This window comes from Isoptericola sp. NPDC056618 (assembly GCF_042792715.1).
Classification (GTDB): domain Bacteria; phylum Actinomycetota; class Actinomycetes; order Actinomycetales; family Cellulomonadaceae; genus Isoptericola; species Isoptericola nanjingensis.
Genome location: NZ_JBHTVZ010000002.1, coordinates 103033 through 117753, shown reverse-complemented (window position 1 = coordinate 117753; position 14721 = coordinate 103033). Strand labels below are relative to the sequence as shown.

Annotated in this window: 13 protein-coding genes; 7 read left to right on the top strand and 6 right to left on the bottom strand. The window is 73.9% G+C overall.

Annotated features, from left to right (window positions below; genetic code table 11):
- Positions 1-88 precede the first annotated feature (88 nt).
- On the top strand, positions 89-1879 hold the full coding sequence (sucB, locus tag ACFQ8T_RS03575; protein ID WP_430545192.1) for a 2-oxoglutarate dehydrogenase, E2 component, dihydrolipoamide succinyltransferase: 1791 nt from the start codon (positions 89-91) through the stop codon (positions 1877-1879).
- A 78-nt stretch (positions 1880-1957) separates the two neighbouring features.
- Here sucB and ACFQ8T_RS03570 read toward each other — a convergent pair whose 3' ends face one another.
- Positions 1958-3361, bottom strand: a complete 1404-nt coding sequence (locus ACFQ8T_RS03570) for a hypothetical protein (RefSeq protein WP_430545191.1) — start codon at positions 3359-3361, stop codon at positions 1958-1960.
- A gap of 55 nt (positions 3362-3416) precedes the next feature.
- Complete coding sequence (locus ACFQ8T_RS03565; RefSeq protein WP_430545190.1) at positions 3417-4508, bottom strand: Gfo/Idh/MocA family protein; 1092 nt, start codon at positions 4506-4508, stop codon at positions 3417-3419.
- A 148-nt stretch (positions 4509-4656) separates the two neighbouring features.
- On the opposite strand from ACFQ8T_RS03565, the gene ACFQ8T_RS03560 reads away from it, so the two are divergent.
- On the top strand, positions 4657-5007 hold the full coding sequence (locus ACFQ8T_RS03560) for a hypothetical protein (protein WP_430545189.1): 351 nt from the start codon (positions 4657-4659) through the stop codon (positions 5005-5007).
- On the opposite strand, the gene ACFQ8T_RS03555 is transcribed toward ACFQ8T_RS03560, so the two are convergent.
- Positions 4988-7402, bottom strand: coding sequence for an MMPL family transporter (locus ACFQ8T_RS03555; RefSeq protein ID WP_430545188.1), 2415 nt, complete (start codon positions 7400-7402; stop codon positions 4988-4990). The genes ACFQ8T_RS03560 and ACFQ8T_RS03555 overlap by 20 nt on opposite strands.
- Before the next feature lie 36 nt (positions 7403-7438).
- On the opposite strand from ACFQ8T_RS03555, the gene ACFQ8T_RS03550 reads away from it, so the two are divergent.
- The 4 genes from ACFQ8T_RS03550 (at position 7439) to ACFQ8T_RS03535 (ending at position 10556) form a co-directional block, all read left to right on the top strand.
- Positions 7439-7951 carry a MarR family winged helix-turn-helix transcriptional regulator gene (locus ACFQ8T_RS03550; RefSeq protein WP_430545187.1) on the top strand — a complete coding sequence of 171 codons (513 nt, stop codon included), beginning with the start codon at positions 7439-7441 and terminating at the stop codon, positions 7949-7951.
- 38 nt (positions 7952-7989) lie between these two features.
- On the top strand, positions 7990-8667 hold the full coding sequence (gene lipB / locus ACFQ8T_RS03545) for a lipoyl(octanoyl) transferase LipB (protein ID WP_430545602.1): 678 nt from the start codon (positions 7990-7992) through the stop codon (positions 8665-8667).
- A gap of 117 nt (positions 8668-8784) precedes the next feature.
- Positions 8785-9795: a lipoyl synthase gene (lipA, locus tag ACFQ8T_RS03540; protein WP_430545186.1), complete on the top strand. Its 1011-nt coding sequence runs from the start codon at positions 8785-8787 to the stop codon at positions 9793-9795.
- Between the two features lie 11 nt (positions 9796-9806).
- Positions 9807-10556 carry a DUF4191 domain-containing protein gene (locus ACFQ8T_RS03535; protein ID WP_430545185.1) on the top strand — a complete coding sequence of 250 codons (750 nt, stop codon included), beginning with the start codon at positions 9807-9809 and terminating at the stop codon, positions 10554-10556.
- Positions 10557-10666: 110 nt separating this feature from the next.
- Here ACFQ8T_RS03535 and ACFQ8T_RS03530 read toward each other — a convergent pair whose 3' ends face one another.
- A complete protein-coding gene (locus ACFQ8T_RS03530) occupies positions 10667-11140 on the bottom strand; it encodes an RDD family protein (protein WP_430545184.1) in 474 nt (157 codons plus the stop codon).
- 189 nt (positions 11141-11329) lie between these two features.
- Between ACFQ8T_RS03530 and glnA the strand changes: the two genes are divergently transcribed.
- Entirely contained in the window at positions 11330-12754 is a 1425-nt protein-coding gene (gene glnA / locus ACFQ8T_RS03525; RefSeq protein ID WP_430545183.1) for a type I glutamate--ammonia ligase, read from the top strand.
- A 405-nt stretch (positions 12755-13159) separates the two neighbouring features.
- Here glnA and ACFQ8T_RS03520 read toward each other — a convergent pair whose 3' ends face one another.
- Positions 13160-13450, bottom strand: a complete 291-nt coding sequence (locus ACFQ8T_RS03520) for a hypothetical protein (protein ID WP_430545182.1) — start codon at positions 13448-13450, stop codon at positions 13160-13162.
- 53 nt (positions 13451-13503) lie between these two features.
- Positions 13504-14679: a bifunctional 2-methylcitrate synthase/citrate synthase gene (locus tag ACFQ8T_RS03515; protein ID WP_430545181.1), complete on the bottom strand. Its 1176-nt coding sequence runs from the start codon at positions 14677-14679 to the stop codon at positions 13504-13506.
- Positions 14680-14721: the final 42 nt, after the last annotated feature.

Genomic DNA, 14721 nt, shown 5'->3' with positions numbered 1-14721 from the left:
ACGCGGCAACCCCAGATGTCGCGGGCCGGCAAACCGGCTCGCCTCGGCTCGTCGCCTGACCCACTGATCGAAGGAGACTCCACAGGTCATGTCTGAGAACGTGCAGCTCCCTGCACTCGGCGAGTCCGTCACCGAGGGCACCGTCACCCGATGGCTCAAGGCCGTCGGCGACACCGTCGCCGTCGACGAGCCCCTGCTGGAGGTCTCGACCGACAAGGTCGACACGGAGATCCCCTCGCCGGTCGCCGGCGTGCTCGAGCAGATCCTCGTCGAGGAGGACGAGACCGTCGAGGTCGGCGCCACCCTCGCCGTCGTCGGCGACGGCTCCGGTGCCGGTGGTGGCGACGCGGCCCCGGCCGCCGAGGCCCCCGCCGCCGAGCCCGAGGCGCCCGCGGAGCCCGAGCAGCCCGCCGCCCATGCCGAGCCCGCCCCGGCCCCCGAGGCCGCCGCGCCCGCCGCCGAGGCCCCTGCTGCCGAGGCGCCCGCCGCCGGTGGCGGCGAGGGCACCGAGGTGACGCTGCCCGCCCTGGGCGAGTCCGTCACCGAGGGCACCGTGACCCGCTGGCTCAAGGCCGTCGGCGACTCGGTCGAGGTCGACGAGCCCCTGCTCGAGGTCTCGACCGACAAGGTCGACACCGAGATCCCGTCCCCCGTGGCCGGGACGGTGCAGAAGCTCCTGGTGGACGAGGACGAGACGGTCGAGGTCGGCGCCGTGCTGGCGGTCGTCGGCTCCGGCGCGGCCCCCGCTGCCGAGAAGCCCGCCGAGCCCACCCCGGCCAAGGCCCCCGAGCCCGTCGGTGCGCCCTCGAAGCCCGAGGAGCCCGCCCCCGCGCCCGAGAAGCCGGCCGAGGAGAAGCCTGCCGCCGAGGAGAAGCCTGCTCCGGCCCCGCAGGAGCCGGCCCAGCCGGAGCCCGCCGCCGAGAAGCCGGCGCCGTCCGCCCCGGGCAAGGGTTCCTACCTCACGCCGCTGGTGCGCAAGCTCGCCGCGGAGAAGGGCGTGGACGTCTCGAGCCTCCAGGGCACGGGCGTCGGCGGCCGCATCCGCAAGGAGGACGTGCTCGCCGCCGCCGAGAAGGCCGCCGCCCCGGCTCCGGCCGCCGCCGCGCCTGCCGCGGCCCCGGCCGCCAAGGCTCCTGCCACGCTGCCGGTCTCCCCGCTGCGCGGTACGACCGAGAAGATGTCCCGCCTGCGCAAGATCGTCGCCGAGCGCATGGTCGAGGCCCTGCACACGCAGGCCCAGCTCACGACCGTGGTCGAGGTGGACGTCACCAAGGTCGCCAAGCTGCGCGCGAAGGCCAAGGAGTCGTTCAAGGCCCGCGAGGGTGCGAACCTCACCTACCTGCCGTTCTACACGCTGGCCGCGGTCGAGGCCCTCAAGGCGTTCCCCAAGATCAACGCCTCGATCGACCAGGACAAGGGCGAGATCACCTACCACCCCGCGGAGAACGTCGGCATCGCCGTCGACACCGAGCGTGGCCTGGTGGTCCCGGTCATCAAGAACGCCGGCGACCTGAACCTGGCCGGCATCGCCCGCCAGATCGGTGACCTGGGCGCCCGCACGCGCGCCAACAAGGTCGGCCCGGACGAGCTCTCCGGCGCCACGTTCACGATCACGAACACCGGCTCGGGCGGCGCGCTCATCGACACGCCGATCGTCCCGGGTGGCCAGGTCGCGATCCTCGGCACCGGCACGATCACCAAGAAGCCGGCCGTCGTGACGGGTCCGGACGGCGAGGAGACCATCGCCATCCGCCAGTTCGCGTACCTGTTCCTCTCCTACGACCACCGCCTGGTCGACGGTGCGGACGCCGCGCGCTTCCTCACCGCCATCAAGGCACGCATCGAGGAGGGCGCGTTCGAGGCCGAGGTCGGTCTCTGACCTCGCCCCGTCCCTGATCGACGAAGGGCGTCCCGGCCGCGGCCGGGACGCCCTTCGTCGTCCCACGGGAGTCGTCGCTCAGGAGACCTCGGCGACCCGCCAGCCGTCCGGCGTCCAGGCGAGACGCAACGTCGCGGTGCGCACGTCCGTCGCGGGGACGGCGGTGACCGTGCCGTCGGCGGCCACCTGCTCGTGCGCGGTCACCGCGTAGCGCACCACCACGTCCGCGGCGCCCCCGTCCCGAGGCACGCCCGATCCGTCCTCGTCGGTCATCTCCGGACGGGCGTCCTCCACCCGCGCCTCTGCGCCGCGCACGCGGGTGCGCGCCTGCGCGTCCTCGAGCAGGGCGACGTCCGCCTCGTGCGCCGGCGACCCGGGCACGTCCACCGTCCCCCACCGCGCCGGGTCCGCGTCCGGGTCCGCGATCAGCGCGACCCGCCGGCGGGTGAGCTCCGCGGCCGCGGCGCCGGGGTCGGCCCGGTCCCGCGTGGGATCGGCTTGCACCGCGTCACCCTGTGTCGCGCTGCGGTCGGTCTCCGGGATGTCGTCGCCGACCGGCAGCGGCGAGGCCGCCGGCGACACGCCGACCGACGCGACGCCGGTCGCGGCCGTCCTGTCCGCTCCGTCGTCGGGCGCCCCGACCTGGACCGCGACCGCCGTCAGCACCGCCACCGCGGCCGCCGCGCCGGCCAGGCCGAGCACGCGTCGCGCGGTCCCGGCACGGCGCGGGGCGGTCGCGCGCCGTGCGGACCTGCTCGCCGGGCGGCCGGCCCTGCTCCCGTCGGCGCGCCGGACCGCCCGCCTCCGGGACGCGCGGGCGGGCGCCTCCTCCGCCGCCGGCACCGCGGACCGCCGGCCCAGCGCTGCCGCCGCCAGCGCCGCGGGCTCCGGGAGCCGCACCGGCTCGGCGGCAACGGCCGCGTCCGCCTGGGCCGCGAGGGTGCCCGCCTCCGGACGCACCCGCGCGTCGGGTGCCGCCGCCGGGGCCAGCACGGCGCGCAGCCCGGCCGCGTCGTCGTCGCTGCGGTCGCCGAGCAGGTCCGCGACGAGCGTCGCGAGGGCGTGCACGTCCGCCGCCTCCGCCTCGGCGGCGTCGCTCGCGACCGCACCGGCACCGCAGACGTCGCCCGCGTCGGCCCGCGGGCGCAGGAGCGCTCCGCCTCCGGGGTCGAGCACCACGTCGTGCGCGCCCACGCTCCCCTGCCGCAGCCCGGCGCTGTGCAGCGCGGCGAGCCCGCGCGCCACGGCGACGAGGACGCCCGCCGCCTCCCGCGACGTCAGGCGGCCGCGGACGGCGAGCACGGTGGGCAGGTCGGTCGCGGCGCCGCCGCGCCGCACGGCCAGGGTCCCGTCGTCGCGCACGTCGACGGCCACCACGGGCTCCACGCAGGGGTGCCGGAGCGCCGCGAGCGCACGCACCCGCTCCACGAGGGCGTCGCGGGCGCCGGCGTCGGTCGGGATCGGCAGCGTCTGGGTGGCCACGGAGCCATCGAACACTTTCGCGGCCGCCCGGCGTCGCCGTCATCCACAGGCCACGTCAGAGGGTGAGACGACGCCCCTCGCGCGCGGACACCCGGGCGGCGTCCAGCACCTCGGCGGTGCGCACGGCGTCGGCCGGGTCGACGGGCGGGGCCTCGTCCCCGTGCAGCCACGGCCCCAGCGCCCGGTAGAAGTCGGCGTGGCCGCCCGGTGCCGCGGGCACCGCGCGCCGGTCGCGGCCGCGCGTGAGCCAGCCCACCGCGCCCTCGGGCGCGTCGTCGTCCAGCACCTCGAGCGGAGAGGCGTCCTGCTCGAAGGTCGTCACCAGGTAGGCGCCCGCCGACCCGAGCACGCGGGTCCGGGGGCCGGGGGCCCCCACGACGGACCCCGCCCAGAGCCGGGACACGACGGCGTGCGGGCTCGCCGCGCGGCCGCCGCCGGCCTCGTGCTCCAGGACGAGGAAGACGTCGTCCTCGGTGGGCGTGGTGAGCCGGCGGGTCTGCGCCCAGACGGACCGGACGGGGCCGAACAGCTGCGTCGCCGAGTCCACCAGGTGCGGGCCGAGGTCGAGCAGCAGCCCGCCGCCGACCGGGTCGTTCTCCTTCCACCGCTGCCGCGGGACCGGCCGCCAGCGTTCCCAGCGACGCTCGAACGTGTGCACGTCGCCGAGCTCCCCGGCGTCGATCAGGCTCGCCAGGGTGAGCTGCTCGGGGTCCCAGCGCCGGTTCTGGAAGACCGTGAACGGCGTGCCGGTGGCGGCCGCCTCCTCGACGACGGCGCGCGCCTGGTGCGCGTCCAGGCCGATCGGCTTGTCGAGCACGAACGGGATCTCCGCGCGGGCGAGGGCGGCGGCCTGCTCGGCGTGCAGGGTCGTGGGGCTCGCGACCACGACGAGGTCGTAGGCGCGGCGGGCGGCGATCAGCTCGTCGAGGTCCGACAGCAGCCGGGCCCCCGGCCAGTCCCCCGCGGCCTGGTTGCGCCGGCCGGGGTCGCGCGTCACGACCGCCGTCACCGGCAGCCCGGCCTCCGCCGCGAGGCGGGCGTGGATCTCCCGGCCCGCTCCCCCGTACCCGACGATCGCCAGGCGTGGCGGCGGTGCCGCCGTCCCGCCGTCGGTCGCGCCCGCCTCTGCCGCCTCGTCCGTGACCATGGCGTCCATCGTGCCCGACGGCGCGCCCGGCGCCCCGGCACCGCCCCGGCGAGCCATGCCGCCGGCGGGTGGTGACCATCCGGATCCTCCCGTAGACCGGAGGTGGGTCGGCGCGCGACCCACGGACGAGCCGGAGGGAGCCACGACGATGGCGACACGACTGAACCAGCCGGGCCTGGACCAGGCCCGGGCCCTGGTGCGCGAGGGTCGGGTGGTGCGCGACGAGCGCGACGACTGGAGCGAGCACGCCCCGAGCACGGACGCCGAGAACCGCTTCGTCGACCGTGAGGGCTGGACCGAGTTCCGGCACTGGCACCTGGGCGTGGACGACGACGAGAACCCGGAGACGAAGCAGGCGGTGTCGTTCCCCTACGGCGACCTGTCGAAGGTCCACCGGTGCGCCGTGGTCTCGCTGGAGAGCAGGGCCGGGCAGTACGACCACGACGACATCCGCGACGCCGCCCGCGCCCTGCTGGAGCTCATCGACTCGACAGCGTGACGGCGCGCTCGGGCGCGCGCGTGCCGCGGCCCAGGCGCGACGGCCACCAGACCCGGTCGCCGACGTCGTGCACGAGCGCCGGGACGAGCAGGCTGCGCACGACGAGCGTGTCCACGAGCACGCCGAACGCGACGATGACGGCGAGCTGGGCGAGGAACAGCAGCGGGATGACGCCCAGGGCCGCGAACGTCGCGGCGAGCACCACGCCGGCCGACGTGATGACCGAGCCGGTGACGGCCAGCCCGCGCAGCACCCCCCGTCGCGTGCCCACCCGCAGGCTCTCCTCGCGCACGCGCGTCATGAGGAAGATCGAGTAGTCGACCCCCAGCGCCACGAGGAAGCAGAACGCGTACAGCGGCACCGCCGGGTCCGCGCCCGGGAAGTCGAGCACATGGTTGAACACCACGGCCGAGACGCCGAGGGCGAACCCGAACGACAGCACGTTCGCGGCCATGAGCAGCACCGCGGCGAGGACCGACCGGAGCAGCAGCACGAGGATCAGGAGGATCACGGCGAGCACCACGGGCACGATCACGCGCAGGTCGTGCTGGCCGGCGAGCTGCGTGTCCAGCCGCTCCGCGGCCGCGCCGCCCACCAGCGCGTCCGGGCTGACCTCGTGCACCGCCGTGCGCAGGTCGGCCACCGCCTCGACGGCCGCCTGGCTGTCGGACGGCGCCTCCGTGGTGACGTCGACGCGCACCTGCCCGTCGACGACCAGCGGGTCGCCCTGGGCCGGCATCCCCGGCGCGGTGGCCGGCTGGTCGGTGACGACGGTCGCCGCCGTGATCCCGGCGGAGCCCTCGGCCGCCTCCACGACGGCGTCGGCGTCCGCCTCGGGGGCGATGACGATCGCGGGCTGCGCGGACACGCCCTCGAAGTGGCGGGTGAGCGCCTCCTCGCCGTCCACGGAGTCGACCTGCGTGAGGAACACCTCCGAGTCGCCCGTGCCGTTGGCGTCGAGCGTCGGGACGAAGGCCGCCCCGGCCGCGAGGACCACGGCGGTGACGACCCACACGACGCGGTCGTGCCGCCCCACGAAGCCGGCGACGCGCGACCACACGCCGTGCCCGGCGACCTCCACGTGCGTGTCGTCGGCAGCGTCACCCACCGTGTCGGCGGTCGTGTCAGCGGCCGTGTCACCGTTCGACCTGGCGACCGCCACGGCGCCCGTCGCCGGGTCGAGCGACTCCGGGTCGAGCGACTCCGGGGCGGCCGGTTCCGGGGCGTCGGGCGCGTCGGAGTGGCGGCCGAGCGCGTGCGGCACGCGGGGCCAGAACACCCACCGGGCGCGCCGCCCGCCCACGAGCAGCATCGCGGGCAGGAGGGTCGTCGCGGACAGGAACGCGGCGACGATCCCGATGGCGGCGACCGGCCCGAGGCTGCGGTTCGACGACAGGTCTGACAGCAGAAGGCACAGCAGCCCGACGATCACCGTGCCCGCGCTGGCCGCGATCGGCTCGATCGAGGCGCGGACGGCGCGGCGCATCGCGGTGTAGGGGGAGCTGGTGGCCCGCAGCTCCTCGCGGTACCGGGCCACCAGGAGCAGGGCGTAGTCGACCGAGGCGCCCACGACCAGGATCGACAGGATGCCCTGCGACTGGCCGTTCAGCGTCAGCACGTCGTTCGCGGCGAGGTGGTAGACCGCCAGCCCCGCGAGGCACAGGGCCAGGACCGCCGTGAGGATCACGACGAACGGCAGGAACGGCGAGCGGTAGACGAGCGCGAGGATCACCAGGACGGCGCCGAGCGCCACGAGCAGCAGCACGGTGTCGATCGCGCCGAAGGCGCTCACGAGGTCCGCGACGAAGCCCGCGGGTCCGGTCACCCAGGCGTCGAGACCGGTCCCGGCGAGGCCGCCGTCGGAGGCGTCCGCGGCGACGAGCGTCCGGAGGGCCCCGACGGCGAGCTCCGAGCCGCTCGTCTCGTCGGCGCCGAGGTCCTCGGAGGCCTGGGCGGCGTCGAGCGAGACGACGACGAGCGCGGCCTGCCCGTCCTCGGACGGCACCACGACGGGGTCGGCGATGCTCAGCTCCCCCACCGTGCGCGGCTCGTCGCCCGACGTCCCGCCGAGCGGGGCGTCGGCGATCGAGTCCGCGAACGCCCGGACGTCGGCGAGCTGCTCCTTCGTCAGGTCGGACCCGTCCGACGTCTCGGCCACGACCAGGGCGGGCAGCGTCTCGGAGTCGGTGAACTCCTCGGCCAGCGCTGCGGCCTGCGTGGACTCGGCGCTCGCGGGCAGGAAGGCCGCGTCGTCGTTGGTCTGGACGCTGCTCAGGCTGCCCTGGGCCTGCCCCCCGAACGCGCCGATCGCGAGCCACACCCCGATCGCTGCCAGAATGACGAGGCCCCGCAGCAGACCTCGACCCCGATTGCCCCGCGCCCGATTACTCAGCATGCTGAGTATTCTGAGGGCGGACCAGGGAGGAAGCAAGTGCAGCACCACGAAGCGCGTGACACCGCGGCAGCGCCCGGCACCGCTCCCCACGCGTGGCCCGACCCGGTCGACCCCACCAGCGACGACCCCGGACAGTGGCCCACCGGCCGGCTGCTGTTCACCGTCGTGCGCCGCATCGAGCACGACTGGAACGCCCACCTCGCGGGCTGGAACCTCAACCACGCGGGCTTCCCCGTGCTGCTGCACCTGTTCGCCGGGCCCCGGACGCAGCGCGAGCTCGCGACGCTCAACGGCGTCACCGAGCAGACGATGAGCCGCATCGTCGCGCGGTTGGAGCGCGCCGGCTACGTCACCCGCGGCGAGGACCCCCGCGACCGCCGCCGCCGCGCCGTCGCGGTCACCGACCCCGGCCGCCGCGCCGCCGCGGAGGCCGGCCGGCTGCAGCCGGCCGAGGACCTCACCGCCCGCGGCCTCGCCGACGACGACGTGGCCCGGCTGCGTGAGATCCTCGTCACCCTCGTGCGGGCGCAGCGCGACGCCGAGGACTGACCGCACGGCGAGGGGCTAGCCTCGGCCGGGTGGACGTGATGACGCTGCCCGGACTGACCGACTACCACGAGGCGTGGGAGCTCCAGCGCCGCGTGCACGCCGACGTCGTCGCCGGCGACCGCCCCGACACGCTGATCGTCGTGGAGCACCCCGACGTCTACACGGCCGGGCGGCGCACCCACCGCGACGAGCGCCCCACCGACGGCACCCCCGTCGTCGACGTCGACCGCGGCGGCAAGATCACCTGGCACGGCCCCGGGCAGCAGGTGGTCTACCCGATCCTGCGGCTCGCCGAGCCCATCGACGTCGTCGCGTACGTCCGGGCGCTCGAGGAGGCCGTCATGGAGGTGTGCGCCGGGTTCGGTCTCGCGACGATCCGGGTCGAGGACCGCACCGGCGTCTGGTTCGCCGCCGACGGCGACCGCCTCGAGCGCAAGGTCTGCGCCATCGGCGTCCGCACCGCCAAGGGCGTGACGATGCACGGCATCGCGCTCAACTGCGACCCCGACCTGACCCGCTTCGACAGCATCGTGCCGTGCGGCATCACCGACGCCGACGTCACCTCGCTGACCATCGAGACCGGTCGGCACGTCACGCTCGACGACGTCCGCGCGCCGCTCGTCGACGCCCTCACCCGCCACCTCGACCCGCTGCGCGCGACCCCCACGGCAGCGGTCGCCGCGCCGGGTGTTGCTGAGGTCACGTCCACACGGTGAGCAGGTCGCGGCGCCCGGGCGCGCCGCTCACGTACTCTGACGAGGTCCGGCGGTCAGGGTCCGCACAGGTCAGTCACGCCGGACGTCCACCTGCTCGACGACGACCGGGAGACACCCGTGACGATCGCACCCGAGGGCCGCCGCATGCTGCGCATCGAGGCCCGCAACGCCGCCACCCCCATCGAGAAGAAGCCCGAGTGGATCAAGACGAAGGCCACGATGGGCCCCGAGTACCGGGAGCTCAAGGGCCTGGTCAAGGGCGAGGGCCTGCACACGGTGTGCGAGGAGGCGGGCTGTCCCAACATCTTCGAGTGCTGGGAGGACCGCGAGGCCACGTTCCTCATCGGCGGTGACCAGTGCACCCGCCGCTGCGACTTCTGCCAGATCGACACGGGCAAGCCGGCCGACTTCGACGCCGACGAGCCGCGCCGCGTCGCCGAGTCCGTGCGGACGATGGGCCTGAAGTACTCGACGATCACCGGCGTCGCCCGCGACGACCTGGCCGACGGCGGGGCGTGGCTCTACGCCGAGACCGTGCGCCAGATCCACGCGCTCAACCCCGGCACGGGCGTCGAGCTCCTCATCCCCGACTTCAACGCGATCCCCGAGCTGCTCGACGTCGTCAACGAGTCGCGGCCCGAGGTCATGGCGCACAACGTCGAGACCGTGCCGCGCATCTTCAAGCAGATCCGCCCCGCGTTCCGCTACGAGCGCTCGCTGTCCGTGCTCACCCGGGCGCGCGAGGCCGGCCTGGTCACCAAGTCGAACCTCATCCTCGGCATGGGCGAGACGATCGACGAGGCCCGCGACGCGCTGCAGGACCTGCACGACGCCGGCTGCGACCTCGTGACGATCACGCAGTACCTGCGCCCGTCGCTGCGCCACCACCCGGTGGACCGCTGGGTGCGCCCGGAGGAGTTCGTCGAGCTCTCCGAGGCGGCCGAGGAGATGGGCTTCCTGGGCGTCATGGCCGGGCCGCTGGTGCGCTCGTCATACCGCGCGGGCCGCCTGTGGGGCCAGGCGATGACGCGCCGCGGCCTGCCCATCCCGGAGTCGCTCGCGCACCTCGCGGAGCCGACGACGTCGCGCCAGGAGGCGGCGAGCCTCCTTGCCCCGCGAGCCCACTAGACTTGACGACCATGGCCCGCACCAAGTCCGACGCCGGCGCGCCCGCTGACGCCACCGGCAAGCAGAAGAAGCCCAAGAAGCAGCGCTGGTACCACCAGGTGTGGGCCGCGTACCAGATGACGCGCAAGCAGGACCCCACGGTGACGTGGCTGCTCCTCGGCGTGTTCGTCGGGGTCCTCGCGGTCGTCGCCGCGATCGTGCTGCTGCTCGACCTGCCGACCGGCTTCCAGATCCTGTACATCGTCGTGCTCGGCGTCCCGTTCGCGGCGCTGGGCGCGATGTTCGTCCTGACACGCAAGGCCGAGAAGGCCGCGTACACCCAGATCGAGGGCCAGCCCGGCGCCGCCCGTGCGGCGCTCGGCACCGTCCGCGGCGGGTGGGAGTTCGCGGACGAGCCGGTCGCGATCAACCCGCGCACCCAGGACTTCGTGTTCCGCGGCGTCGGGCGGCCGGGCGTCGTCCTCGTCTCCGAGGGCCCGTCGCACCGGGTGCAGCGCCTCCTCGAGGACGAGCGCCGCAAGACGGCGCGCGTGCTGCCGAACGTGCCGATCACCCTCATCCAGGTCGGCAACGAAGAGGGGCAGGTCCCGCTGCCCAAGGTCGCCAAGAAGGTGCAGAAGCTCAAGCGCAGCCTGACCAAGCCCGAGGCGGAGCAGGTCAAGAAGCGCCTCAAGGCGCTCGGCGGCGCGCGCCTGCCGATCCCCAAGGGCGTCGACCCGATGCGGGCGCGCCCGGACCGCAAGGGGCTCAAGGGCCGCTGACCGGCGCAGGTCCCACGAGATCGACCCACCCGCTGCGAGATCGACCCACCGAGGGTCGACGTCGCGACGGGTGGGTCGATCTCGTTGCGACGGGTGCGGTCGTGGCGGCGTCAGCGGCGGACGAGGACCGTCCCGGCAGCCCGGTCGTGCAGGCCGCGCCCGTCGCGGTCCCACACGACGGCGGGGATCACGAGGCACAGCAGCAGGGTGCGCACCGCGCCGCGCGCGAAGCCCGGCGCGACACCGTCGGGGGCGCCCAGGGCGCGGACCTGCATGCCCAGGAGGCGGTGGCCGAGAGTGAAGCCGACGGTGCTGACCAGCAGCAGGTTCTCGAGCGCGAAGACGCCGAGGGTGACCCACGAGTTCAGCTCGGCGAACGACACCGGGCTCGTCACCAGGTAGGCGATCAGCGTCGCCACCGCCCAGTCGACGACGAGGGCCACGGCCCGGCGTCCGAGCCGTGCGAGCGACCCCGGGCCGGTGTCAGGGAGCCCCAGGCGTCCGCCGCTCCCGGCGTCGTCGCGACGCCCGCCCTCGAGCCACGACCCGACGTCTTCTCTCGAGATGTCCTCCGGCGATGCCATACGTCAAGGCTACGCGGCGCCGGGAGGACGACCGCCGTAACGTGTTGGAAACAATCGCGCCATGCCGGAGAAACGCCGTCACCCTACGGTCGTGGTCGTCGAGCGGCGAGCACCGGCCCGTCGCGCCCGTCCTTCGGAACCGTCCGGCGGCACCGACCGAACGGCACCATCCACGCAAGGAGTGCATGCATGTTCACGAACGCCGAGGAGGCCATCGCCTTCACCCGTCGCGAGGGGGTGGAGTTCATCGACGTCCGCTTCATCGACCTGCCGGGCGTGATGCAGCACTTCAACATCCCCGTGGAGCAGTTCTCGGAGGACTCCTTCACCGAGGGCCTCATGTTCGACGGTTCGTCGATCCGCGGCTTCCAGGCGATCCACGAGTCGGACATGAAGCTCGTGCCGGACGTCACCACGGCGTACCTGGACCCGTTCCGCAAGCGCAAGACGCTCATCGTCAACTTCTCCATCGTGGACCCGTTCACGGACGAGCCCTACTCGCGCGACCCGCGCACGATCGCCGCCAAGGCCGAGGCGTACCTGAAGTCGACCGGCATCGCGGACACCGCGTTCTTCGCCCCCGAGGCCGAGTTCTACATCTTCGACGACGTCCGCTTCTCGACGAACCAGCACGAGAGCTTCTACAGCCTCGACTCGGTCGAGGCCGCGTGGAACACCGGGCGTGAGGAGGAGGGCGGCAACCTCGGGTACAAGACCCGCTACAAGGGCGGCTACTTCCCCGTCTCCCCCAACGACCAGTTCGCCGACCTGCGCGACGAGATGTGCGCGGTCCTGGCGGAGGTCGGGCTCGACGTCGAGCGCGCGCACCACGAGGTGGGCACCGCCGGCCAGCAGGAGATCAACTACCGGTTCAACACGCTGCTGCACTCGGCCGACGACCTGATGAAGTTCAAGTACGTCATCAAGAACGTCGCCTGGCAGCACGGCAAGACCGTCACCTTCATGCCGAAGCCGATCTTCGGCGACAACGGCTCGGGCATGCACTCGCACCAGTCGCTGTGGCTGAACGGCGAGCCGCTGTTCTACGACGAGAAGGGCTACGGCGGCCTGTCCGACACGGCCCGCTGGTACATCGGCGGCCTGCTCAAGCACGCGCCGTCGCTGCTCGCCTTCACCAACCCGTCGGTGAACTCCTACCGCCGCCTGGTGCCCGGCTACGAGGCCCCGGTCAACCTGGTCTACTCGGCCCGCAACCGCTCCGCGTGCATCCGCATCCCGGTGACCGGCTCCTCGCCGAAGGCCAAGCGCGTCGAGTTCCGCGTGCCGGACCCGACGGCCAACCCGTACCTCGCGTTCGCCGCGCAGCTCCTCGCCGGCATCGACGGCATCAAGAACCGCATCGAGCCGCCGGCGCCGATCGACAAGGACCTGTACGAGCTGCCCCCCGAGGAGCACGCGCAGATCGCCCAGGTGCCCGCGTCCCTCGAGGAGGCCCTCGACAACCTCGAGCGCGACCACGAGTTCCTCACGCAGGGTGACGTCTTCTCCGAGGACCTCATCGCCACGTGGATCGACTACAAGCGCAGCAACGAGATCGACCCGATCCGCCTGCGCCCGCACCCCCACGAGTTCGAGCTCTACTACGACATCTGATCGGCGGCCCTGCGCGGGCCCGCTGACGCCGCCCGGACGGCGGCCCACCCTTGGGGGCGGGCCGCCGTTCGGTGTCTCCGCCAGCACGGCAGGATCCGGCTGAGCGTCGGCCGGCGCAGGCGGCCGACGGGGGCGGACGGTGGGTGCAGTCAGACCATCCGCCCGATCGGCGGCACCCGCCCGTCCGTCGGTCGGTCCCGCCCGCAGCGCGCACAGAGCAGGTATTGCGAGTCCTCGTTCTGGCGCCGGAGCCACTTGTGCATGCCCAGCACGCAGCGCACGTCCCTCATGACGCGATCCTCTCGACGACGCGGGCGTGGCGACGGGCGCCACGGGTCGCCTTCTCAGGCTAGGTCGCGCTCCGCCGACTCGACAGCCGTGCGCGACCAGGTGCACGGCGCCCGCCTACCGCCGGGTGATCGCCCCCGCCCACAGCCAGACGAAGCCCTCGCGACCGTGGGAGTCGACGTACCGGACGTGCACCTGCGCGTCGGTCCAGGCGGTCGCCTCGCCGTCGACGAGCTGCTCGCCGGACTGGCGCGACGTGATCCAGGCCCGCACGGGGATCCCGCGCTCGGGGCGCGTGACGTGCGCGCCGTCGCGCGACCGTCCCGGCGCGCCCTCCGCCGCGTCGCGCAGCGGCACCCGGTCGACCGCGCCGGACGATCCGCCGGCCTCGTCTCGCCTGCTTTCCACGCGAGCAGGATAACCCCGGTTCGAACAGGTGTTCTATCACCGAGCGCGTGCCGCTACCCCGCCTGCTCCACCTCCCGGGTCGCGGCCGCGAGCGCGGCGTCGTCGGGCACGTAGCCGTCGACGTGCCGCTCGGGCACGCCGTCATAGGCGCTGAGCGGCCGGATCAGCGCGTTCGAGGCGAGCTGCTCCTGGACGTGGGCCGTCCAGCCCGCGATGCGCGAGGCGACGAAGATCGGGGTGAACAGCTCCGTGTCGAAGCCGATGAGGTGGTAGGCCGGGCCGGAGGGGTAGTCGAGGTTCGGGTAGATGCCCTTGCGGCCGACGAACTCCGCCTCGAGCGCGTCGTACAGGGCCGCCAGGTCGGGGCGGTCGTAGTGCTCGACCAGGGTGTCGAGGGCGGCCTTCATGGTGGGGACCCGCGAGTCGCCGCGCTTGTAGACCCGGTGGCCGAAGCCCATGACCTTCCGCTTGGCCGCGAGCGCGTCGTCGAGCCACCCGGCCGCGGCGTCCGCCGTCCCGATCTCGGCGAACGTGTGCATGACGGCCTCGTTCGCCCCGCCGTGCAGCGGGCCCTTGAGCGCGCCGATGGCCGCGACGATCGCGCTGTAGTAGTCGGACAGCGTCGAGGTGACGACGCGCGCGGCGAACGTCGACGCGTTGAACGAGTGCTCCGCGTACAGCGTCATCGAGACGTCGAACGCCCGGCACGCGACCTGGTCCGGCTCCTCGCCGAACGACATCCACAGGAAGTTCGCGGCGTAGCCCAGGTCGTCGCGCGGCGGCACGGGCTCCAGGCCGCGGCGGCGGCGCTGCACGTGGGCGACGACGGTGGGCAGCGTCGCATACAGGACGAGAGCCTTGTCGAGGACGGCGTCCGGCTCGTGGTCCCACGCGTCCGGGTCGTCCGTGCCGAGAATGCTGACGGCGGTACGCACCACGTCCATCGGGTGGGCGGCGGACGACAGCCCGTCGAGCACCCGCACCAGGTCGGGGTCGAGCGCGCGGTGGCGCCGTTCGGCCGCCATGAAGCGCTCGAGCCCGGCGGAGTCGGGGAGCTCGCCGTGCCACAGCAGGTGGACCACCTCCTCGAACGAGGCGGTCGCGGCGAGCTCCTGGACCGGGTACCCCCGGTACAGCAGCGAGTTGGTCGCGGCGTTGACGGACGAGACCGCGGTGCGGTCGACCGTCACCCCTGCGAGGCCCTTCTTGATCTCGACGGTGTCGCTCATGGTCGCTCCTTCACGCTCGGGAGGTGGACGTTCGAGGCAGGT